17 protein-coding genes are annotated in these 22,902 nt (G+C 68.5%); 7 read left to right on the top strand and 10 right to left on the bottom strand.

Annotated features, from left to right (window positions below; genetic code table 11):
- Positions 1–68: 68 nt before the first annotated feature.
- Both NQ036_RS13570 and NQ036_RS13565 read left to right on the top strand, forming a co-directional pair.
- A complete protein-coding gene (locus NQ036_RS13570; protein WP_257059617.1) occupies positions 69–1,280 on the top strand; it encodes a CdaR family transcriptional regulator in 1,212 nt (403 codons plus the stop codon).
- A gap of 97 nt (positions 1,281–1,377) precedes the next feature.
- Complete coding sequence (locus NQ036_RS13565) at positions 1,378–2,352, top strand: alpha/beta fold hydrolase (RefSeq protein ID WP_257059614.1); 975 nt, start codon at positions 1,378–1,380, stop codon at positions 2,350–2,352.
- 7 nt (positions 2,353–2,359) lie between these two features.
- On the opposite strand, the gene NQ036_RS13560 is transcribed toward NQ036_RS13565, so the two are convergent.
- The 4 genes from NQ036_RS13560 to NQ036_RS13545 form a co-directional block, all read right to left on the bottom strand.
- Positions 2,360–3,010, bottom strand: a complete 651-nt coding sequence (locus NQ036_RS13560; RefSeq protein ID WP_257059611.1) for a 4'-phosphopantetheinyl transferase superfamily protein — start codon at positions 3,008–3,010, stop codon at positions 2,360–2,362.
- A 2-nt stretch (positions 3,011–3,012) separates the two neighbouring features.
- Positions 3,013–7,428, bottom strand: a complete 4,416-nt coding sequence (locus NQ036_RS13555; protein WP_257059610.1) for an amino acid adenylation domain-containing protein — start codon at positions 7,426–7,428, stop codon at positions 3,013–3,015.
- A gap of 78 nt (positions 7,429–7,506) precedes the next feature.
- On the bottom strand, positions 7,507–7,785 hold the full coding sequence (locus NQ036_RS13550) for a phosphopantetheine-binding protein (protein WP_257049669.1): 279 nt from the start codon (positions 7,783–7,785) through the stop codon (positions 7,507–7,509).
- Positions 7,782–9,548 (bottom strand): (2,3-dihydroxybenzoyl)adenylate synthase, encoded by a 1,767-nt coding sequence (locus tag NQ036_RS13545; protein ID WP_257059609.1) that lies wholly within the window; start codon positions 9,546–9,548, stop codon positions 7,782–7,784. Before NQ036_RS13545 ends, NQ036_RS13550 begins: the two co-directional genes overlap by 4 nt.
- A 227-nt stretch (positions 9,549–9,775) precedes the next feature.
- Here NQ036_RS13545 and NQ036_RS13540 point away from each other — a divergent pair, with 227 nt between their 5' ends.
- Positions 9,776–11,500 (top strand): N-acetylmuramoyl-L-alanine amidase, encoded by a 1,725-nt coding sequence (locus NQ036_RS13540; protein ID WP_257059608.1) that lies wholly within the window; start codon positions 9,776–9,778, stop codon positions 11,498–11,500.
- A 102-nt stretch (positions 11,501–11,602) separates the two neighbouring features.
- On the opposite strand, the gene NQ036_RS13535 is transcribed toward NQ036_RS13540, so the two are convergent.
- The 4 genes from NQ036_RS13535 to nrdI all read right to left on the bottom strand — a co-directional run bounded on the left by NQ036_RS13535 (position 11,603) and on the right by nrdI (position 16,221).
- Positions 11,603–12,346, bottom strand: a complete 744-nt coding sequence (locus NQ036_RS13535; protein ID WP_257059607.1) for a metal-dependent transcriptional regulator — start codon at positions 12,344–12,346, stop codon at positions 11,603–11,605.
- A gap of 59 nt (positions 12,347–12,405) precedes the next feature.
- Entirely contained in the window at positions 12,406–13,434 is a 1,029-nt protein-coding gene (nrdF, locus tag NQ036_RS13530; protein ID WP_257059606.1) for a class 1b ribonucleoside-diphosphate reductase subunit beta, read from the bottom strand.
- A 91-nt stretch (positions 13,435–13,525) separates the two neighbouring features.
- Positions 13,526–15,721, bottom strand: coding sequence for a class 1b ribonucleoside-diphosphate reductase subunit alpha (nrdE, locus tag NQ036_RS13525; protein WP_257059604.1), 2,196 nt, complete (start codon positions 15,719–15,721; stop codon positions 13,526–13,528).
- Entirely contained in the window at positions 15,718–16,221 is a 504-nt protein-coding gene (gene nrdI, locus NQ036_RS13520; protein ID WP_257059602.1) for a class Ib ribonucleoside-diphosphate reductase assembly flavoprotein NrdI, read from the bottom strand. The genes nrdE and nrdI overlap by 4 nt, the downstream gene beginning before the upstream one ends.
- A 66-nt stretch (positions 16,222–16,287) precedes the next feature.
- Between nrdI and NQ036_RS13515 the strand changes: the two genes are divergently transcribed.
- From NQ036_RS13515 to NQ036_RS13500, 4 genes are all read left to right on the top strand, one after another.
- Positions 16,288–18,216, top strand: a complete 1,929-nt coding sequence (locus NQ036_RS13515; RefSeq protein WP_257059599.1) for a phosphoenolpyruvate carboxykinase (GTP) — start codon at positions 16,288–16,290, stop codon at positions 18,214–18,216.
- On the top strand, positions 18,213–19,157 hold the full coding sequence (locus NQ036_RS13510) for a metal ABC transporter substrate-binding protein (RefSeq protein ID WP_257059598.1): 945 nt from the start codon (positions 18,213–18,215) through the stop codon (positions 19,155–19,157). The genes NQ036_RS13515 and NQ036_RS13510 overlap by 4 nt, the downstream gene beginning before the upstream one ends.
- An 80-nt stretch (positions 19,158–19,237) precedes the next feature.
- Entirely contained in the window at positions 19,238–19,960 is a 723-nt protein-coding gene (locus NQ036_RS13505; protein WP_257059621.1) for a metal ABC transporter ATP-binding protein, read from the top strand.
- Positions 19,957–20,856 carry a metal ABC transporter permease gene (locus NQ036_RS13500; protein ID WP_257059596.1) on the top strand — a complete coding sequence of 300 codons (900 nt, stop codon included), beginning with the start codon at positions 19,957–19,959 and terminating at the stop codon, positions 20,854–20,856. The genes NQ036_RS13505 and NQ036_RS13500 overlap by 4 nt, the downstream gene beginning before the upstream one ends.
- A gap of 126 nt (positions 20,857–20,982) precedes the next feature.
- On the opposite strand, the gene NQ036_RS13495 is transcribed toward NQ036_RS13500, so the two are convergent.
- Positions 20,983–21,996: an SDR family NAD(P)-dependent oxidoreductase gene (locus NQ036_RS13495; RefSeq protein WP_257059594.1), complete on the bottom strand. Its 1,014-nt coding sequence runs from the start codon at positions 21,994–21,996 to the stop codon at positions 20,983–20,985.
- A 96-nt stretch (positions 21,997–22,092) separates the two neighbouring features.
- Positions 22,093–22,818, bottom strand: a complete 726-nt coding sequence (locus NQ036_RS13490; protein WP_257059592.1) for a hypothetical protein — start codon at positions 22,816–22,818, stop codon at positions 22,093–22,095.
- Positions 22,819–22,902: the final 84 nt, after the last annotated feature.

Below are 22,902 nucleotides of genomic sequence, written 5' to 3'. Positions count from 1 at the left end.
GGAACGGCCCGACCACCGCGGCGACACGCGCAGGCACATCACACCCGAACAGTACAATCACCTACAACATGAGACAACGACGCCGCGATCAAGCACAAACCCCAACCCGTGAAAAATCGAGGCTAGGCCATGCGGCGACCCGCCACAACGGGGTCGCCGAGGTGCTCGGGGTGCTCTACGATGTCAGCGGCTTCTCGGCGGTCGTTGCCGACCCTGCGCTGCATATCATCGCGCAGCACGGGCCGGGGGCCGATGCCCTGCTCGCGCGGTTCGTGGACGACATCGTGGTCCACCTGCCCCAGGGGATGCGCTGGTCGTTGAGCGAGGGGGCGGGAGAGGACGAATTCGCCCAGGTCTCTCCGCTGGGGACCCAGGGAAACCTGCGCGGGATCATGATCGCCGCCAGGACGGGGGAGGCCGGCTTCGACGACCAGGCGCTGCTCAGCATGGTCGTCTCCCAACTGAGCGTGCTCCTGGAACTGCGGTATTCGGCAGGACAGCAGAACCGCCGGCGCCGGGAGGCCGTCGTGGGCGCGCTGGTGTCGAAACCGCATTCCGAGGTCGACGCGGTCTTCCAGCTGGCCAGGGCGGGGATCGAATGCGCCGGCGCGCGTGTCGTGAGGTTCTCGCACCGCCTCGATGAGACCGACTGCCTTATCCTCGACTCATCGTTGGAGCGGGCCTGCTCGGAGCTTGTCTATCATGCCGATTCCACGGGGACCACGGCCCTGGTCTGCGATCCGGGCGAAGGGCTGGTGCGCGCGCTCGAATCCGGCCTGCGCAGACTGCCGCCGCGGACCGGGCGATCTGAGCGGGCCGAGTGGTCCGTGGAGGGTGGCGTCCGGTCAGCCGAGAGCGGCGTCCGGGCCGGGCTCGGGACCTCGACCGGGCTCGGGTCGATCAGCCGGTGCGCACAGCAGGCCAGACGCGCGCTGGGGATCGCGGAGTCGCGCGGTCTGCCGGTCGCGGAGCTGTCCGCGGTCGACGGATTCCGGACCCTGCTGGCGATGGGGACTACGGACGACCGGGCCGCGTTCTGCGCTGAAATCCTCGAGGACATCGACTCCCATGCGCAGAGCAGCAGCCTGCTGGCGGCGCTGCGCGGGTACTTGAGGGCCAACGGCAATATGGAACAGGCGGCGCACAGTCTGGGCATCCACCGGCACACCCTGCGGACCAGGCTGGCACCGGTGGAACAGGTCAGCGGCAGATCCCTCGACGTGGCGGACCAGCGGTTCGAACTGTGGTTGGCCATCGAACTGCGGGACCTGCAGGACTGAGGATCGTCACCTGCGGGGTGTGCAACCGAGTGGGCACGCGGCCCCGCCGTTGTAGGTTGGTCGAGTACGCGGAATCCGATCGGCAAGGAGGCCGAGCATGTCCGTTCCATCGACTTCATCCACCGTCGAACCCCCGCTCGGCGCCCCCTACGACAATGCGTCCGTGGCCGCCCGCCTGGCGGCGCTGCCACACGTGGCCGAGGCCTCGGCCACGACCCTGTCGATCGGCACCGGGGACTTCTCCGCCTTCCGGGCCACCCCGGCCCGGCCCGATGAGAGCCTGGGCACGGCCGTCCTGGTGCACGGCTGGCCGGAATACGCATCCTGCTGGGAGGGCACAGCCAGCGCGCTGTTGGCCGCCGGAATGTCCATCCTCGCCTATGATCAGCGCGGCTACTCGCCCGGGGCCAGGCCGGAACAGGTGGAGGACTACTGCGTCGCCAACCTGGTGGCAGATCTGGCCCAGCTGACTGCGGCCGCCGACCTGGACCGCTTCCACTTGGTCGGCCACGACTGGGGCGGCATCGTCGCCTGGCCCTTCGCCGCGACCCACCCCGAACGCCTCTACACCTGCACCGTCGTGTCGACCTCGCACCCGATCGCCCACGGGCTGCAGATCAAGAACGACCCGGACCAGTATGAGCGGATGGCCTACCTGCGATCGATCCGGCACCATCCCGACGGCGTCGCGCGGACCCTGCTGCGCGATGGGGGAAAGCGCCTGATCGACATGTACGGGGGAGCGGTCGCCCCGGCGCTCGCGGCCTCGTACGTGGAAAGGTTCGCCGCACCGGGCGCCTTCGATTCCACCCTGAAGTACTACCGGGCACTGGGCACGGGCGAACAGCTGCCCAGCACCCCCATCACGGTGCCCACCGCCTACGTCTGGGGCAGCGAGGACGTGGCCTTCGCCCCGGCCACAGCACGACTGAGCGGGGACTACGTCGAGGGTCCCTACACCTTTGTGCCGCTGGAGGGCGCATCGCACTGGCTGCCCGAATCGCATCCCGCCGAGATCGCCGCGGTCGTGCTGGACCTGGCCAGGCGCCACGCCGAGGACCCCGCCGGCTAAGGTCCATTCAGTCGGTCAGCAGGGCCAGGGCCGCCACGGCCCCCGGGGGCGCTGCGAGGTCGTCGATCCGCGCGCCGCGGCATCGGTCGTCCCGCACATCGACCCCGCCCGCCTGTTCCAGGGCCAGCGCGCCGGTCTTGACCAGCGCCTCCTTGCGGACCCAGAGCTGGGCGGCGGCCGGTCCGGTGTACGAGGCTGTGGCCGCGGGCGATGCCGCCTGCAGGACCTCCTGCTCGGCCGGGTGCAGGGCCCCGGCGGGGACCTCGATCCCGGCCAGGGCCTCGACGTCGATGCCGACCGGCACCCGGGCCACGGCGGCGGCGACGAAGCCGCGGGAATGCGACATGCTCGCCTGCAGGTCGGGGCGTCCCTTGATGCGCGGCGCCCCATGCGGTCCGCCGCAGACGGCGCAGCTCTGCACGATCTCCACCGCTCCCGGTTCCGGTGCGGCGGGCGACTCCGGGCCGGCGCCAAGCCACTGCGCGGCGATGAGGCGCACCAGCACGTGGGCGGCCAGGAAATCCCTGCGGTCAGCCGGCAGCCGGAGGCGCTCCATCCGGTCGCGTTCGGCCTCGCTCAGGGCGTCCAGGGCCTCGGGGGCGCTCAGCTCGGCCAGGACCTCGGCTGCGGTGGCGACCCGGAGCAGTGCCCCGTTCACCGTTATCGACCGACTGGAAACGGCAGCCCTCCGGTGAGCTCGGCGGGCCGCTCGGCCATGTGTCGCAGCCACTGCGCTACCTGGGCGATCGCGGGTTCGCGGACCATCAGGCCGTGGTGCACCGGCAGGGTCGTGACCTCGATCGCGCCCGTTGCATGGGCTGCCCAACCGGCCGGGTCGAAGCCCTGGGCCAGCGAATCCGCCGAGGCGAAGAAGCGTAGGTCGCCCTGCCACGTCCGGTGCGCGGAGGCGTGGATCATCCGGGCCGAGGCCCGCACATTGTGCATACAGGCGGAGATCACCTGGGGCTGCAGGCCGGCGAAGGTCGAACCGTCGGCGGCCAGGTGGGCCAGGACGGAATCGTGGTCCAGCGCTTCCCCCTCCGCAGGCTCCAGGCCCGCCATGCGCAGCAGGCCGATCAGGGTCTCCCGCTCATCGGGCAGCGGCTGCTTGGCCCACTGCTCGGCCGGATAGGCGTCGAGCAGGGTCACACTGCGCACGGTCCGGCCGGCCGCGTCCAGGGTCACCGCGAGCTCTTGGGCCAGCATTCCGCCGATCGACCAGCCCAGCAGATCGACGCCCGTGGTTCCGGTGACCGGCTCGAGCAGTTTGGCGATGCGCTGGGCCCAGGAGTGCAGATCGGGGTGTTCGACCGGGCTGCCGGTGTTCATGCCCTCGACCTGGATGACGTAGATGGGCCTGTCGGCCGGCAGGTGGCGCAATAGTCCGGCCCAGCACCAGCCCAGGCCGCCGGCCGGGGGCAGCGCCACCAGCGGCACCTGGTCCGCATCCCCTGCGCGCAGCCGGAACACGGCGCCGAGTGGATCGCCGAAGTCGGTGCCCGCCCCTGGGCCACTCTGCCTAGAGGCGGCGGCGTCCGGTGTCAGCCTGGCGGCGAGCGTCCGCGCGGTGGGGGCTGCGAAGACATCGGCGAGGTTCGCGCGGTGCCCGGCGATCGCCTCGACCGCGGTGAGCAGTCGCAGCGCGGTCAGGGACGAGCCGCCCAGGGCGAAGAAGTCCTCGTCCGGCCTAGGTGTCACGGTCTGCAGGATCTCGCCCATGACCCGCGCGATCTCCTGTTCGAGCAGATTGCCCGCGGCCCGTGCCCCCGGGCCGGCGGTGCCCTGGCCCGAGGCTCCCACGACCTCGGCCGGCAGCGCGCTCAGCGCCCTGCGGTCGGTCTTGCCGCTGACGGTCAGGGGCCAGTGTTCGACCAGGCCGTAGGCGCTCGGGCGCATGGCCGCGGGCAGTTCGGCCAGGGCCGCGGCCTGTAGGGCAGCGCGGACGGTGGCCGGGTCGGGGGAGGGGGTGCCGGGGACGGCGGTTGAGTGGGCGGGGGAAGTGCCCACCGAGGTCGTGCCCGTGCCGTTAGCCGAGCCGGCGGCCGCCTCGGCCAGGGAGTAATAGCAGATCAGGCGGGTCTCCCCGGAGCCTGTGACCGCCAGGATCTCCAGGTTGTCCACCCCGGGCACGCGCGCCAGCACGGCGCGGATCTCGCCGGGTTCGACCCGCTGTCCTCGCACCTTGACCTGGTCGTCCAGGCGCCCGCGGTAGAGCAGCACACCGTCCTCGCGCCACAGCGCCCGGTCGCCCGTGCGGTACATGCGGGTGTGCGCCGGGGGTGCGGGGCGCATGCCGCCTGGCTCTGCCGACGGTTCCGTGTCCCCGGGCGCCGAGGCGGCCCCGCGCAGTTCGGCCGGTTCGGCGAGGAAGGCCTTGGCCGTCGCCTCGGGCCGGCCGATGTAGCCTTCGGCCACCTGCACGCCGGCCAGCACCAGTTCGCCGGTCATGCCGGCGGGGCAGGGGCGCCCGGCGGGGTCGAGCACATGGCAGCGGACGTTCGGCACGGGCCGGCCGATCGGCACATCGGCGAGGTCGACCGCCGGATCGCAGTCCCAGTGGGTGACGTCGACGGCGGCCTCGGTGGGGCCGTAGAGGTTGATCGGCGCGATCCCCAGTCCCCGGGCCGAGGCCTGGACCAGGGTGCCGGGCAACGCCTCGCCCGAGCAGAAGATCCGCCGCAGGGCGGGTGTGTCGCCGAGCTCGGCCAGTGCGACGGAATCGCTGAGGAAGGCGTGGAGCATCGAGGGCACGAAGTGCACGGTATCGACGCGGTGGCGGCGGAAGGTGGTGGCCAGGGCACGCGGGTCACGGTGGGCGCCGGGCGCGGTGATGACGATCGCTGCCCCCACCCGCAGGGGCCAGAACAGCTCCCACAGGGACACGTCGAAGCTGATCGGCGTCTTGTGTGCGACGTGGTCCCCTGGATGCAGGGGGTAGAGCTCCTGCATCCACTCCAGGCGGTTGTCGATTGCGGCCTGGCCGACGACGACGCCCTTGGGCCGGCCCGTCGAGCCCGAGGTGAACAGGACATAGGCCGGGTCCTCGGCTCCAGCCCACCATGCTTCGGGGGCTCCGGGAGTTTCGGGGGCTCCGTCGGAGAGCCGTGTTTCACGTGAAACGGGGTCCAGCACCGTCACGCCGGCCGGCAGCAGGTCCCGGGTCTCGGCGGTGGCGAAGGCCAGGGTGACACGGGCATCGGCGACCATATCGGCCAGCCGCGCGGCCGGCTGGTCGGGGTCCAAGGGGACATAGGCCGCACCGGCCAACTGGGTGGCGTAGAGGGCCGCGAAGAGTTCGGGGCCGCGCGGCAGGGCAACGCCCACCGTCCAGGGACCGAGGTCGTCCCGCGCGTCGCTGTGTTCGTGCGAGGTGCTCTGCTCGTGCAGCTCTCGCAGTGTGCGGGCCAGAGCGCCCGCCCGGTCGAGCAGTTCGGCGTAGGTCCAGCTGTGGGTGCGGCCTGTGGCATCGTCCCAGATAAGAGCCGGGGCTTCGGGGGTGCGCCCGGCCTGTTCGACGAAGGCCTGTGGCAGGGTGCGGCGCGGATACTCGCGGTGTGCCCCGGTCCATTCGGCCATCCGGGCGCGGTCCGCGGCATCCATCAGTTCGAGGTCCACGATTCGGGTCGTGGGACTGCCAGTGGCGGCGTCGGCCGCTTTCCCGGTGGCGGCCGAGGCGATTTCGGCGCCACTGCCCGCAGCCTCGGCGAAGGTGCGCAGCCAGGCTGCCAGGCGGCCGGCATGGGCCGCGGCCGACCCCGCCGGGTACAGATCGGGGTTGACGTCGATCTCCAGGCGCACGGTGCCGCGTCCCAGGGCCCCGCGCAGGCACCAGGTCATATCCTCGACCGGGCCGGCCGTCAGATTCCGGATGGTGCCGGCGGCAGCGCCGAAGTGTAGGGCCGATTCGAAGGGCAGCAGATTGACCTGCGGACCGAACAGCTGGCCTGCGCCACTGCGGGCCAGGCTGCGCGTCAGGTCCTCCTGCCGGGCCTCGGTGTGACCGGCCACCGCCGAGTGCTCGGCCACCAGGGCCTCAACCGCGCCGCCCACGGTCAGGGCCTCGGCGGTCCCGGCCAGGCTCAGCGGCAGGACGTTCATCGCGGTGCACACGGCGCCCGCCCTGGCCAACCGCCCCCGCCCCGGCCGGAACCGGTTGAGGTGGGGGATGCCGATGCGCACGGCGGGGACCTCGGCCTCGGAGGAGGGTGCCAGGAAGCGCCACAGATAGGTGGAGAAGGCGGCCTCGGCGATGGTGGTCCACGGGGTGCCCAGGGCGCGCCCGGCGCGCAGCAGTGCCTGTTGGGTGTCCGCCGATACGTCGATTGTGTGGCGTTGCGCGTGCCGTGCCGGCGTCGCGATCCGGCCGGCGATCGAACTGGATTCTGTCATCCGGTCCAGCCGCGGATTCCAGAATTCCGCATCGGCCGAGGCCTCCGCGGCTTCCAGCGCACGGGCCTCGGCGACCAGTTCGGCCAGAGCGGGGGTCGGGCGTTTGGCCCGGCTGGGAGTGGCCGGGTGCGCCTGTGAATCGGGACCGGTCGAATCGGTTCCGGCGCCCTGCGCGATCTCCGTGTAGAGGGCCGCGACCCGGCGGGCGAAGACCATGAAACCGAAGCCGTCGATGGCCACATGGTGCGTCGCGTGGAACCACAGTGAGCGTCCGTCCTCGCGCAGCAGCGCGGTGCGAACCACGGGTCCGGTCCCCAGGTCGAAGGGGGTGTCCAGGGCGGTTTCGAGCCAGGCCCGGGGGTCCTCGTCCTCGACGATCTCCAGGGCGGGCCCGGCCGGGTGGAGCACCTGGACGGGGCCCTGCTCGCCGCCCGCCTCCTCGGCCTCGCACGCGGCGTCGGCTTCCGCGCTTGCTTCCACTCCTGCTTCCGCGGCCGAGGTGTGCACGCTCACACGCAGCTGTTCGAACTCCGCGTAGGCGCGCTCCAGGGCTGCGGCGAGTACCTCGACGTCCAGTGGGCCGTCGAATTCCACGAGCTCGGCGGTCGTGTACGCGGGGGTTCCCGGGTCGAGTTCCTGGGCGAAGAAGAGCCCGCGCTGGGCGGGGGAGAGCGGGATTGCGTTCATATCCTCGGGTTCGGTCGGGCTGGTGTAGGAGGTGGGGGCGAAGTGCTCAGGAAGTGTGGCGCTTAGAAGATGCGGCGCTCAGGCCGGGGCCGAGGCGCCGGAATCCCGGATGCACTGGGCCAGGAAGGCGGTGGTGGGCTGTTCGACGATCTGCGCGAAGTCCACGTCCACGCCGGCGGCGAACAGCTCATCGGACAGCGTGAAGGTGCGCAGGGAGTCGAATCCGGCCTCGAAGATATCGGCTTCGGGGGCGGCCAGCAGGTTCTGGGCGGCCTGCGGGTCCTTCAGAATGCGGGAGAAGGCATCCTGCAGCCAGCTGGTCCACGCGGAGTCGAGGTCGAGCGGTGTTGTGGTCATGCCATGTCCTTTGCGGCTTGGGCCGGCGCGCCGGCGGTGTGTTCGGATGGTGTGCTGCCGGCCTCGGCCTCCTGGGGTTCGGCCAGGACACGGGTGCGCAGGGCGCGGCGGTTGTTCTTGCCCACGCCGGTCGTCGGCAGGGTCGCGGCCACCTCCAGGCGGTCGGGGACCTTGAAGCGGGCCAGGCCCGATGCCCGCACGTGGTCGAGCAGCTCGGATGCCGTCGGCCAGTCGGCCTTGGCGATGTCCTCGCGCGGCAGGACCACGGCCAGGATCTTCTCGCCCAGGTACTCGTCGGGCAGGCCCAACACCAGGGCATCGGCGACTGCGGGGTGGCTCAGCAGGGCCTCCTCGACTTCTTCGGGGGCGATCTTCTCCCCGGCCCGGTTGATCTGGTCCTTGATGCGGCCGGTCACGGACAGGTAGCCGTCGGGTCTGCGGATCACCAGGTCGCCGGTGCGGTAGAAGCCGTCGGCGGTGAAGGAATCGGCGTTGACCCGCGGCGCGCGGAAGTATCCGCGGATCGTGTACGGCCCGCGGGTCAGCAGCAGTCCCTCGGTGCCGTCGGGCACCGGATTGTCCGCCTCGTCGACGATGAGGACCTCGTCGTCTGGGCTGATCGGCCGGCCCTGGGTGTGCACGATCGTGTCGATCGGATCGTTCAGACGCGTGTAGTTGACCAGGCCCTCGGCCATTCCGAAGACCTGCTGCAGGGTCGCGCCCAGTTCCGGGGCCACGCGCTGCGCGGTGGTGGCCGGCAGGGGAGCGCCGCCCACCTGGATCGTCTCGAGGCTGGACAGGTCGAAGCGGGTGCGCGCCGGCGAGGCCAGCCAGGCCTGCAACAGCGGGGGTACCAGGGAGGCCATGGTGATGCGGTGTTCGGCGATGAGTTTGAACGCCGTGCGGGGGCTGGGGTCGCCGGCCATGACGATCGTGCCGCCGGCGTGGAGGACGCCGAGGATGCCCGGCGAGCTCATTGCGAAATTGTGTGCCGCCGGCAGGCAGACCAGCATCCGCGTGTCCTCGGTGACCCGGCAGATCGCGGCGGATTCGCGCACCGTGTAGAGGTAGTCGGTGTGGGTACGCGGGATCAGCTTGGGCACGCCGGTGGTCCCGCCGGAGACCTGCAGGAAGGCCAGGTCGTCGGCCCGGCCGTCGTGGAAGGACGTGTCGTCCGTCGCGGTTTCGGCCGTGGAGCCGGTTGCAGTCGCGGCGCCGGCCGCGAGCTCGGTCGCCGACGGCGGGCGGGAGACGTCGATGGTCAGGGGAGCGACGATGCCCTCGGCGGTCAGGGCCTCGGCCAGCTTCGCCGAGGTCTCCCGCTGCTGCTGGGAGCCGACCACGACGTGCGCGGTGGCCCCGGCCAGCCGGGTGAAGTGGGCCAGTTCGGTTTCGCGGTGGGCGGGCAGTGCGAAGATCGGCACCGCGCCCAGATAGAACACGCCGAACAGCGCCGACAGGAACTCCACGCTGTTGGGCACCTGCACGATCACTGCCTGGCCAGCGCTCACCCCGGCGGCCGCCAGGCGCGCGGCGAATGCGGTGGCGTCGGCGTCGAGCTCGCGGTAGGTCAGGGCGGTGGGGGCCGCCGCGGCCCCGGGAACGGCCACGGTGGGGCCGGTGACGGCGATATTGTCTGCGAAGCGCAGTGCCCTGGCGCGCATGAATACCGGCAGGGACTCATCCTCCCAGTAGCCCAGGGCGCGGTAGTGCGAGGCCAGGGCGGCCGAAGGGCGGACGATATCAGCGCGAACGTCGATCATGGATTCCTCTGAGCAGGCTGTGGCACAGGAATATGCCGAAGCTAAAGCATACCTAAGGGTATAGGTGATCTGAAGCGTGTGCTCGGGTAGAGCGAGCGATCTCACGCATGGCGCCCACCGAATCCGATGGGTCCGCCGCGCCGAAGGGGCCGGGAGCATTGCACGGGCGTTCCCCCAGCGGATAGCCTGACCCCGGTTCCACCAACCTTCCCCTGGAGAGGACCTCTATGCATCGCCTTCTGCGTGCCCTGACCTGCGGCACCGTGCTGAGTGTGGCCATCGGAATCGGTGTGCCGGCCCAGGCATCGACCGCGGCGGCACCTCCGGCGCCCACCACCTCGGACTATCCGCTGAGCGCCGTCAGTGCTTCCGGCATTTTGACTCCCGGCGCCACCGACGGGTCCACGTCCACGGCCCAGGCGCGCGAGCAGGCGGCCGGCCCGCAGTCCACCGCCGCACTGCCCGGGGCGCTGTTGTCCCCGGCCGCCCTGGCGGGGATCGGCGAGCGGTTCACCCAGGCGGTCACGAGCCATGCCCGCGGTCTCGCCCTGGCGCTGGGTGCGCCGGGCGCCGGCACCCGAGCAGTGCCATCGGCCGGCGGGACGGGCGGTTCCCAGGCCGAGGCCTCGGCCCCGGACCTGCATCGGAAGCCGGCCGGCACCCGGACCGGGGACGGGGTGACGATCGCGGCGCTGTCCGATGTCGTCGACCTGCCGGCGGATTCGCCGAGCGTGATCGGGGTGCTCTTCGACGATTCCGACGTCAGGGTCGAATTCGAGGTGCGCACCAAGACCGCGGACGGTTGGTCCGACTGGACTCATCTGCACGCGACCCCAGAAGGTGGCGGCGCAGAGGGAGGCGAGTCCTCCGGCGGTGGGAGCACCGGCACCGACCCGTACTACGTCACCGGGGCCCAGCAGGCCCAACTGCGGATCCTGGGCGATGGCGGCGTGCCGAAGAACGCGCGCGCCTTCCTGATTGATCCGCACCGGTTGGACTCGGACGCCAAGGCGGTGGCCGACAATGCGCCCACCCTGATCAGTCCCGGAGCCGAACAACAGGGTGCCGGTGAGTCACAGGGCAGCGCCGAGCCGGGCGCCGGCGAGCAGCGGGCGTACCAAGTCGCGCCCATGGCGGCTCGGGCCTCGGCGGTGGCGGCCAAGCCCAAGGCGGGTGCGAAGCCCAAGCCCGCTGCGAAGTCCAAAGCGGGGCCGGTGCAGCGACCGAAGTTCGCCTCGCGCAAGAACTGGGGAGCCAGCGGGCCGAAGGACAAGCCCCGGACGGCGGACAAGGTCAAGGCCGCCGTCATCCACCACACAGACGGCAATAAGGACTACTCGCCCGAGGACGTCCCCGCGATCCTGCGCGGTATCCAGACCTTCCACAAAGAGGGGCGCGGCTGGTCCGACATCGGCTACAACATGCTCGCCGATAAGTACGGTCGGCTGTGGGAGGGCCGGGCCGGCGGAATCGACAAGCCCGTGATCGGCGCCCACGCCTCGGAGGTCAACAACGGAACCTTCGGCATCTCGGTGATCGGCGACTATGCCAAGACTGCCCCACCGAAGAAGACCAGGGACGCCGTGGCGGGTGCCGTGGCCTGGAAGCTGTCCCTGGGCAAGGTCCCGGCACAGGGCACCACATCGGTCGAGGGCAAGAAGATCAAGACCATCGTGGGCCACCGCGATGTGGGCGACACCGACTGCCCCGGCGATGCCTTCTACGCCACCTTCGACGAGATCCGGCGGACCGCGGCGGACATCCAACAGGGCAAGAAGACCACCGCGGGAGCCCAGGCCGGTGGTTCCGCTGCGAAGAAGGGCGGTGCCAAGGGTCCGGCTCAAGGCGGTGCGAAGCCTGGTGCGAAGGATGGGGGCAAGGCGAAGGCGCCCAAGATGAACCCGGGTGTGGTCCCCGATATGAACGCGGGGGTCCAGTCGGCCGGGGTCTAACCCGGGCTCAGTTCGGCCCGGGCCGGGTCTGACCTGGCCGCAGCGCATGGGATGATTCGAGTCCCCGATCCAGGGGCCTCGGGCGATCGACCGCCCGCTGTGTCAGCTCTGCAGAGACACGTAGACGGCCTCGGCCGCCGCCCGGCCCAGTTCCACGGGCGCCGCCGACTCCGGACCCGCTGCCTCCGGTGCAACGGCGGCATCCGCGCCCGCCGCAACCGCAGCCGAGGCCTCAGTCACCGGGGTGAGGGCGATCGCACCAGAATACGGTTGTCCCTCACCCACCTCCAGGCACACCCCGGGGACCACCCCGCGCTCGCGGAAGAACTGGAGCAGCTGGGGGTCGGCATCCGAGATCCGCTCCACCAGGACTTGGGAACCAGGCTCGATCTGAGTCAGCAACACGGCATCGGGTCTGGTAACGGCGCCGTCCCTGGCCGGGATCGGATCGCCGTGCGGGTCGCGCTGTGGCGAGCCCAGGAGTTCGTCGATCCGCTCGACCATGAAGTCGGAGACGGCGTGTTCGAGGTTTTCGGCCTCGTCGTGGATCTGATCCCACCGATAGCCCAGGGTCTCCACCAGGAAGGTTTCGATCAAGCGATGCCTGCGCACCATCGCCAGTGCACCGGCGCGACCCGCCTCGGTCAGCTCCACGGCCCCATAGGGAGCATGGGTCAGCAGTCCCTGGGTGCTGAGCCGGCGGATCGCATCCGAGACGCTGGATAGCTTGAGGCCGCTCTTGACCGCAATCGACTTGGCCGTCACCGGAGCATCGGACCATTCGGTCAGACTCCAGATCACCTTCAGATAGTTCTGCGTGCTGGCGGACAGTTCGGATACAGACATGGCCTCAAGTTTATCGGCGCATGAGGGCCGGGGAAGCCCTGGAACTTCCCGTGCTGTCCTCAGAACTCCCAGTCGTCGTCGGCGGTGTCCTCGGCCCGGCCGATGACGTAGCTGGAGCCGGAACCGGAGAAGAAGTCGTGGTTCTCGTCGGCGCCGGGGGCCAGAGCCGCCAGAATCTCCGGATTGACCTGGGTGTCCTCGGGTGCGAAGCGGGCGGGGTAGCCCAGGTTCATCAGGGCCTTGTTCGCGTTGTAGCGGACGAATACCGCGACATCGTCCATCGGGCCCAGCGGCTCGTAGAGCTCTCCGGAGTACGCAAGCTCCAGTTCGTACAGCTCATCGAGCAGCCCATAGGTGAAATCGCGCATCGCGTCTTGTTCCGCCCGTGGATGTGTCTCCAGCCCGCGCTGGTACTTGTAGCCGGAGTAGTACCCGTGGACGGCCTTGTCCCGCAGGATCAGCCGGATCATATCAGCGGTGTTCGTCAGCGTCGCATGCACGGAGAAGTGCAGGGGCAGGTAGAAGCCGGCGTAGAGCAGCAAGGATGACAACAGGGTCGAGGACACCTTGCGTTTGAGCGGGTCGTCACCGTAGTAGTGCTCCAGAACCTTTTTGCACCTGGTCTGCAGCAGATCGTTGTCCACCGCCCAGGTGTAGGCCGCGTCGATCTGCGGGGTCGACGTCAGGGTGGAGAAGACGGAGGAATAGGACCGTGCGTGCACCGACTGCATGAATGCGATGTTCGTGTACACGGCCTGTTCGTGTTCCGTACGCGCGTCCTGGATCTGGCAGATCTCGCCCACGGTGGCCTGCACGGTGTCCAGCATGGTCAGTCCGGTGAACACCCGCATGGTCAGGGTGCGTTCCTGTGCGTCCATCCGGTTCCAGGCGGGTATGTCATTGGACAGCGGCACCTTCTCCGGCAACCAGAAGTTCGCGGTCAACCGGTTCCAGACCTCCAGGTCCTTCTCATCTGTGACCCGGTTCCAGTTGACCGGGCGCAGTCGGGCAGCCGGGTCGTGGCGGTAGAACGGCGGGGTGGCGGAGCGTGCGGTGTAGGTGGCGTCCGTCCCCTGGGTGGTGGTCATCGAGTGCTTTCCCTCTTTCGTTTGGTGGGTTTCCGGGGACCGGGCCCGAGGCCCCGGCCATGCAGTGTCCGAACATGCCGGGGCACCGGGGTTACAGGGTGCAGGACACGCAACCTGCGACCTCGGTCCCGGGCAGGGCCTGCTGCCGCAGGCGGATGTAGTACAGGGTCTTGATGCCCTTGCGCCAGGCGTAGATCTGCGCCTTGTTGATGTCGCGGGTGGTGGCGGTGTCCTTGAAGAACAGGGTCAGGGATAGTCCTTGGTCGACGTGCTGTCCGGCCGCGGCGTAGGTGTCGATGATCTTCTCGTAGCCGATTTCGTAGGCGTCTTGGAAATAGTCCAGATTGTCGTCGCGCAGATGGGCGGCCGGGTAGTACACGCGGCCCAGCTTCCCCTCCTTGCGGATTTCGATCGGGGCCGCGATCGGGTGGATCGAGGCGGTCGCGTGGTTGATGTAGCTGATCGAGCCGGTGGGCGGGACGGCCTGCAGATAGGCGTTGTAGATCCCGTGGGTCCTAATCGAATCGCGCAGGGCACACCAATCGGCCACGCTGGGCCAGGCGATACCGGCATCGGCGAACAGTTCGCGCACTCGCACGGTGGCCGGTTCCCACTCCTGTTCCGTATAGCGGTCGAAATAGCTGCCATTCGCGTAGGCCGAATCTGTGAAGCCGGCGAAGGTCCGTCCGTGTTCGATCGCCAGACGGTTCGAGGCCCGCAGAGCGTGGTAGGCGACCGTGCGGAAATAGGCGTCGGTGAAGTCGATGCCCTCGGTGCTGCCGTAGTGTATGTGTTGCCCGGCAAGATAACCGTGTAGGTCCATTTGCCCCAACCCGATCGCATGGGACGCAGCATTGCCCGCGGCCACGGATGGCACCGATTCGATGTCCGTGTGCTCGGACACCGCGGTCAGCGCGCGGACCGCGGTGTCCACCGTGCCGGCTAAATCCCCGCCGGCCATGGCCCGGGAGATGTTCAACGAGCCCAGATTGCAGGAGATGTCATGGCCCATTTCCCGATAGGACAGATCGGCCGCCAGCTTCGACGGCGTGTTGACCTGGAGGATCTCGCTGCACAGATTGGACATGTTGATGTGCCCGGCCAGGGGGTTGGCGCGGTTCACATTGTCTTCGAACAGCACATAGGGGTAGCCGGACTCGAACTGCAGTTCCGCCAGGGTCTTGAAGAACTCACGTGCATTGATCGTCGTGGAGCGGATGCGCGGATTGGATACGAACTCCTCATAGTGTTCCGTGATCGACAGATCGCCCAGCGCCGTTCCGGTCTCCCTGAACACGTCATAGGGGCTGAACAGGTGCATGTCCTGGTTCGTCCTGGCCAGTTCGAAGGTGATGTCGGGGATCACCACGCCCAAGGACAGGGTCTTGATCCGGATCTTCTCGTCGGCATTCTCCCGTTTGGTGTCCAAGAAGCTCATAATGTCCGGGTGGTGGGCGTGCAGATAGACGGCGCCCGCGCCCTGCCTGGCTCCCAGCTGGTTGGCATAGGAGAACGAGTCCTCCAGCAGTTTCATCACCGGGACCACACCCGATGCTTGGTTCTGGATCCGTTTGATCGGGGCGCCGGCCTCCCGCAGATTGCTCAGCAGTAGGGCCACTCCGCCGCCGCGCTTGGACAGTTGCAGGGCGGAGTTGATTCCCCGCCCGATCGATTCCAGGTCGTCTTCCAACCGCAGCAGGAAGCAGGAGACCAGTTCCCCGCGCTGGGCCTTGCCGGCATTGAGGAAGGTGGGTGTGGCCGGCTGGAACCGGCCGGTGAGCATCTCGTCGACCAGTCGGGCCGCCAGGGCGGTATCGCCGCGGGTGCCGGAGGTGGCCTCGGCGTCCGCGGTATCCGCAGCCGAGGTCCCCGCAGCTTGGGTTCCCGCGGCCAGGTACAGCGCGCAGGCCACCACACGTTCGGCGAAGTCCTCCAGATAGCGCTGCCCGTCGAAGGTCTTCAGCGCATAGGAGGTGTAGAACTTGAAGGCGCCCAGGAAGGTCTCGAAGTGGTGGTCGTGGGTGGCGGCGCGGGTGTAGAGCTCGGTGACGAAGTCCCGATCGTAGGTACGCAGGAAGTCCGCTTCGTAGTAGTCGTGGGCCACCAGCCAGTCCAGACGCTCCCACACGGAATCGAAGCGGACGGTGCGCGGTTCGACGTGTTCGGCGATATAGGCCGCGACGGCTTCTACGTCCTTGCCGAATTGGATGGAGCCGTCAGGGGCGAACAGGTTCAGTTGGGCGTTCAGCGCGTGGTAGTCCAGACGCTGCACGGTGGTCGTGGTCATTCGGTTGTCCTTTTCTGTGCTGGTCCGGTGGCCGTCGCCGGGGTGGCGCGCTCCGGGGCGGATTCCGCCTGCGCGTGCCCCGCCCAGAACTCGTCGAGTCCCGCATCGACCCGGGCCACATCATCCGGGGTGCCCAGGAGTTCGAAGCGGTAGAGCTCCGGGACCCGGCACTTGGCGGAGATGACGCGTCCGGCGATGCAGTAGTGCTCGCCGAAGTTCGTATTGCCCGCTGTGATGACGCCACGGATCAACGATCGGTTGGTTTCATCGTTGAGGAAGGCGATCACCTGTTTGGGTACGGCCCCGGACCTCTCGCCTCCGCCATAGCTGGGGACGATCAGGACATAGGGCCGGTGCACCCGGATCATCCCCTCGACTCGGGGTCGCAGGGGGATCCGCACGGCGGCGCGCTCAAGACGCTGAACGAAACGGTGGGTGTTCTCGGAAACGCTGGAGAAGTAGACCAAGTCCGGCGACTGCTCGGCTAGTAGATCGTGCATGCGGATCACTATCCTACGCCATGACAATATTTGCAACTACGTCTAGACGTACATAAGATTCTGAGTATGCCCGATACAACGCATCTCACACCCCCGATCCCCGGTGACGGCACACAGGATCCCACCGCGGGCCTGCCCGCGGAACCCGCCGCGGCCCTTCCCATGAACCTGCCCGTGGGCCTGGCCGGTGACCGCCTGGCCGCAGTCCGCGAGTTCGTGACCGAATGGGCGCAGATCACCCGGCCCGGTTCCATCGAACTGATCGGTGCGGCAGACGATGAACGCCTGCTCGCCGAATCACTGGCCGCGGGTACCCTGCTGCCGGCGGGGGAGGGCCGCTATTACTCCCGCTCCCACCCCCTGGACACCGCACGCTCGGAGGAGCGGACGCAGGTGGTGACAGCGGACCCGGCGGATCGCGGGGTCTACAACAACTGGCACGATTCGGCACAGATCGAACCACTGCTGGTCGAACGCATGCGCGGGGCCTCGCAGGGCAAGACCATGTACGTGGTGCCCTATCTGATGGCCCCACCCGGCAGCCCCCTGGACGCCTATGCCGCAGGTGTTGAGCTGACAGACGACCGCAATGTCGTTCTGCAGATGATCCGGATGGCCAGGGTCGGCATCGACTACATCGCCGAACTGGACGACCCCACGTTCTTCGTCAAGGGCGTACACGTCACCGGTGATCTGGATGCCCTGGGCCAGGGAACGGAAGACGATCAACGGCTGTTCGTCACCCTGGCCGATCAGCGCACCATTGTGCACTTCGGATCGGCCTACGGCGGTAATGCCCTGCTGGGCAAGATCGCCCACGGACTGCGCCTGGCCTCCTACGACGGATGGAAGTCCGGCCGCTTCCTAGCCGAACAGTTCCTGCTGCTGGGCATCGTCGACCGGGTGACGGGACAGAAGTACCACGTCTGTGGGGGATTCCCCAGCGCATCGGGTAAGACCAACCTGGCGATGACCCTGTCCCCGGCGGCCCTGGGCGATAGGTACAGGGTGGAGTTCTACGGCGATGACATCACCTGGTTGTGGGTCGACGAGGACGGTCGGCTGCGCGGTTTCAATCCGGAGGCCGGCGCATTCGGCGTGGCCAAGGACACCAATGAGTCGACCAACCCCACCGCAATGGCATCACTGGCCCCGGGATCCGGTGCGATCTTCACCAATGTCGCCTACAACGAGGACACCCAATACGTGTGGTGGGAGGGCCTGACCCCGCAGCCCCCGGCGGACACCCGGGGCTGGTTGGACTGGACCGGGCGGCCCATCTCCGAACGCACGGAGTCCGAACGGGATCAATCCTGGGCCCATCCCAACAGCCGTTTCACCGTGCCACTGTCCCGCATTCCGAACCTGGCCGAGGCAGCCGGAGACCTCGCCGGCGTGGTGATCGACGCGGTGATCTTCGGAGGACGGACCCGGGACCGGGAACCGTTGATCCGTGTCGTCACGGAACTTCCCGATGCCGTCTACGACGGACTGACCCTGGGCGCCGAGGCGACCTTCGCCGCCGAGGGCGTGGACGGACAACTGCGCTACGACCCCATGTCCATGCGCCCCTTCATGTCCTACGGGGAGGGCGACTATGCCGCACACTGGCTGGACGTGCTCTCACACACGACCGAACCACCGGCCTTTGCCCACGTCAACTGGTTCCAGCGCGATGCCGCCGACGGCCACTACCTGTGGCCCGGGTATCGGGAGAACCTGCGCGCACTGCTGTGGCTGATCGCCCACGGCAACGGCACGGCCCCGGGTCATGAGACCCCGGTTGGAGTGGTGCCGGATGCTGCGGAACTGGACCTGGGCGGACTGGACCTGCCCACAGCCGATCTGGACCGACTGCTGAGCATCGATACCGACCGCTGGATGGAGGAGATGGAGAACCGGCAGACGCACCTGGCGCAGTTCGCCCACCTGCCGGAGTCCATCCGCCACGCACACGATCAGATGAAGAACCGACTCGCAATGGAGTGGAAATGAAGAAGACCGGCACGAAGATCCGCATGATCCTGGCCGCGAGCGGCGCCCTGGCGCTGGCCGCGGCCCTGTCCGGATGCGGCCAGGCGGCCGAGGCCTCGGGCACGGGGCAGAGCGGCGATAAGCCGGTGGCGCTGACGACCTTCACTGTGCTGGCGGATATCGCGCAGAACGTCGCCGGCGACGATATGACCGTCGAATCGATCACCAAGCCCGGTGCGGAGATCCATGGCTACGAACCCACCCCGAAGGACATCGCCAAGGCATCCGACGCCGACCTGATCCTGGACAACGGACTGAACCTGGAGGTCTGGTTCAAGCAGTTCGTTGACGAGATCGATGTTCCGCATGCGGTTGTATCCGACGGGGTGGAGCCCATCGACATCACCGAGGACGCCTACGCCGGCAAGCCCAACCCGCATGCCTGGATGAGCCCGAAGAACGTCCAGAAGTACGTGGACAATATGGTCAAGGCCTTCTCCGACCTGGACCCCGGCCACGCGGAGGACTACCGGTCCAACGGGGAGAAGTACAAAACCGAACTGCAGGGCGTCCAAGACGATCTGACCACGGAACTGGCCGAGGTCCCCAAGGCCCAGCGCGCCCTGGTCAGCTGTGAGGGCGCATTCTCCTATCTGGCGCGCGACGCGGGTCTGACGGAGAAGTACATCTGGCCGGTCAACGCCGAACAGCAGGCGACCCCCAGACAGATATCCTCTGCGATCGAATTCGTCAAGCAGCGCGAGGTCCCCGCGGTGTTCTGCGAATCCACGGTCTCCGATAAGCCCATGCAGCAGGTCGTCGGCGCGTCGAGGGCGAAGTTCGGCGGCACGCTCTACGTCGATTCACTGTCAGAGTCCGACGGTCCGGTCCCCACCTACCTGGACCTGATCCGCCACGATGCCGATGTCATCACCACAGGATTGCGGGGCAAGGAGAAGTGACGGACGAACAGGTGGCAGTCGGGCACGTACGCAGTGCGGCCCCGGCTTCGGAAGTCCGGGACGCTACGCGGGTCCCTGCGATCGAGGTCACCGACCTGTCCGTGAGCTACGGCGAGGTCAATGCCCTGGAGAACGCCCGACTGCGGGTGTATCCGGGGCGGGTGACGGGTCTGGTGGGGATGAACGGATCGGGCAAGTCGACGCTGTTCAAATCGATGATGGGTATGCTCCGACCCGATTCCGGTCGGGTCCGCCTGGCCGGGTTGGAACCCGCGCGGGCCCGGAAGGAGGGAATCATCGGCTACGTTCCGCAGAGTGAGGACGTGGACTGGGCCTTCCCGGTATCCGTGCGCGACGTGGTGATGATGGGCCGTTATGGTCTGCAGGGCCCGACCCGCCGGACCCGTGCGGTGGACCGTGCGGCCGTGGACGACGCCCTGGAACGGGTCGAACTGACGGACTTCGCCGAACGGCAGATCGGGCAGCTCTCCGGCGGGCAGAAGAAACGGGCCTTCGTGGCACGCGGGATCGCCCAGGGCGCGCAGATCATGCTGCTCGACGAACCCTTCGCCGGTGTCGACAAACGCAGCGAGGCGACCATTGTTCGGCTGTTGCGGGAACTGGCCGACGACGGCCGTACGCTCGTGGTGTCCACCCACGATCTGCACGCACTGCCGGACCTGGCGGACGAGGCGATCCTGCTGCTGCACACCGTGTTGTTCCACGGGCCGGTCGTTCAGGCCCTGCAACCGGAGCGTTTGGCCCAGACCTTCGGACTCGATGTGCTGAGGAGCGCGAAATGAACCCGGTCGACCTCATCGTCGAACCCCTGCAATACGATTTCATGACCCGGGCGCTGCTGACCACGGTGATCGCCGCAGTCGTCTGTGCGCTGCTGTCCTGCTGGTTGGTGCTGGTGGGCTGGTCGCTGATGGGCGATGCCGTCTCCCACGCTGTTCTGCCCGGAGTGGTCATCGCCTACATCCTGGGCGCACCCTTCTCTATCGGAGCCCTGGTCTTCGGATTCCTGGCGGTGACTGCGATCGGGACGATCCGCGGGACCAGCCGGGTCAAGGAGGATGCGGCGATTGGCATCGTGTTCACCAGCCTGTTCGCGCTGGGCCTGGTGCTCATCTCCGTCACGCCCAGCCAGACGGATCTCAACCACATCATCTTCGGCAATATCCTGGGCGTGTCCAAGGGCGATCTGGCACAGGTCGGGATCCTGGCGCTCATCGCCTTCGTCGTGCTCATCGTCAAGCGTCGGGACCTGACCCTGTATGCCTTCGATCCCATCCACGCTCACGCCATCGGTCTGTCCCCGCGATTCCTGGGCGCGCTGTTGTTGGGACTGCTAGCGATGACCGCCGTTGTCGCACTGCAGGTGGTCGGGGTGATCCTGGTGGTCGCGATGCTCATCATCCCGGGTGCCACCGCCTATCTGTTGACCGACCGGTTCGGTCGAATGCTGGTCATCGCTCCCGCGATCTCCGCCGTGGCCTCGATCGTGGGGATCTATCTGAGTTATTGGTTGGATGCCTCGCCCGGCGGTCTGGTGGTCTTGGTGCAGGGGGCCGTGTTCGTCCTGGTCTACCTGCTCGCGCCCCGGCACGGCCTGCTCGTCAAACGTCTGAGGGCGGGCAAACGTGAGGCCCGGCGCGCGGGAGTCCAATCGGCCGGGGTCCGGTTGCACAGCTAGTCCGGTCCTGCCGCGGCCACTCCACATCCCATGCGCAAACCTGCAGTACATACGCATATACACGTATGTACTGCAGGTTTGCGCATGTAATGCCAGGGCCTCATCCCGGACGCGGGCGCTGGCGCCTCAGTGATCGATGCTCTCGAGCAATGCCCGGGTCCATTCCCACAAACGGGCCGCGTCCGAGGCCTGGCGCAGGGTGGCGAAGGGCCGGTGGATCCGCGGTGGTCCGGCCAGTTGGAGGGGCCCGCCGGGTGCGAACATGGGCGGTTCGTCCGGCGCCGCGCCGCGGGCCAGGGCCGCCCGCGAGGCCAAGCACGAGTCCGGCGCCTCAGCTCTCGAGGTTCTCGATCCGGGCCCGGGGACTGTGCCGGACACCGCGCCGGCCTCCGGTCCCGAGCCCCAGACGAGCGCGGCCAGGGCGGTCTGCGCGGCCTCGGCCGGGGTGTTGCCCAGATGGGCCGAGGCCCAGTCGACCAGCCCATCGGGCACCATCGCGCGGATCGCCGGGGCGATCGCAGAACCGGGGGTGATGCCCGGATGGCACAGACGCACGGAGACTCCGAGCTGGGCTGCACCGGCGTCCTCGGCGCTCCCGGCCCGACCGGCGCCGCAGGGCGCCCCGTCCCGCACAGCGCTACCGGGCATCCCCACCCGCCGCTGCAGTTCCATCCCGAACAGGCCCAATGCCAGTTTCGAGGCGGCGTAGGCGTGGAAGGGGTGGAAGTGCTGCCTGCCGCGCGGATCGGCTCGGTCGAGGTGGCCTCGGGCAGCGGCGATGCTGCACTGCACGATGACCCGGGTGCCGCAGCGGCGCAGGGTGGGCAGCAGATCCAGCAGCAGAGCCGCGTGCCCCAGGAAGTTCGTCTGGAAGTTCAGCTCGAAACCGTCGGGGGTGAGCCTGCGGCCGTGCTCGCCCAGGGTGACGATGCCGGCGTTGAGCACCAACACGTCCACGGGACCTGAGGCCAACCGGCGCGCCAGCGCATGCACGGTGTCCAACCTGGCCAGGTCCCCCTTGGCGGCATTGCGCACCGGCAGGACGATCCGGGCCCCGGCGGCGGCCAGCCCATGGGCGATTTCGAGTCCGATCCCGCTGCTGCCCCCGGTGATGACGGCCGTGCGCCCCTGAAGATCCACGCTGCGGAGTCTACGTGGTCCCTCAGGGTTTCCAGCCGGAGGGACTGTGCCATTATCACTTATCGCCATAACTGATAATGGCTGGCTGGTCGATTATCAGTTACGCCGTTCAGGCGTTTGCGCCGAGCGGCCAGTTGGGGATTTCCCTGCCGGGCTAGCAGTCCCGGACCCAGCCGTTTGTCCACCACCTGCCGGCCCGGCCCCCATTCGGCCCCCGTCCCCACTCTCCGGGTTAGCCCCGGCCTCCGGGGCGGCCCGCCGCTGCATGAGCCCGCGGACGCTTCCCATTCCGATGAGCAGGGCGGTCAGCACGACTCCGCCGGCGACCATCCGGAAGCTCGAGGTCGGGGTGGTGCCGAAGGTGGTGAGCTGGCTGACGACCAGCGACAGCACGGATGCTGCGAAGGCCGGCGCGGTCCAGGTCAGGCTCAGACGCGCGGACACGGAGATGAGCACAACGGCTCCGGCCGGGGCCGCGAGGACGGACACCATCCACACGCACAGGATCACCAGGCTGGCCACCAGGGCCGAGGGCGGTCCGATATACCCCTCGAGGCGCTCCGAGGGGTCGTGGGCGATGGCCGAGGGCAGCAGGGCCAGCGCCAGGATGCCCAGTGCGCTGTCGATGCAGACGTCGACGGCGCTGCCACCGGTGGAAGCACTGGGATTGGTCACCGCCACCCCGATGTACTGCAGGAAGTGGAAGACCGCCGACATGATCACACCGGTGCCCAGGGCAAGACAGAACAGGACGATCGTGCGGGTCCTGGTGCGCGGGGGATCGGCGTGTGGCTGATGCTGCTGCAAGGGTCCGGTCGGCATAGGCCCACAGTAACCGGCCACGATGAGCGCCCGGTGTAAATCGCAGCCCCGCCTCCCCGGTAGGGAAAACCCGACGGGGACCTC

The sequence above is a fragment of the Brevibacterium sp. 91QC2O2 genome (assembly GCF_024580695.1).
In the GTDB taxonomy this organism is placed as follows: Bacteria; Actinomycetota; Actinomycetes; order Actinomycetales; family Brevibacteriaceae; genus Brevibacterium; species Brevibacterium moorei.
The sequence above is the reverse complement of the archived record's forward strand: the minus strand, read 5'-3'. Positions and strand labels throughout refer to the sequence as shown.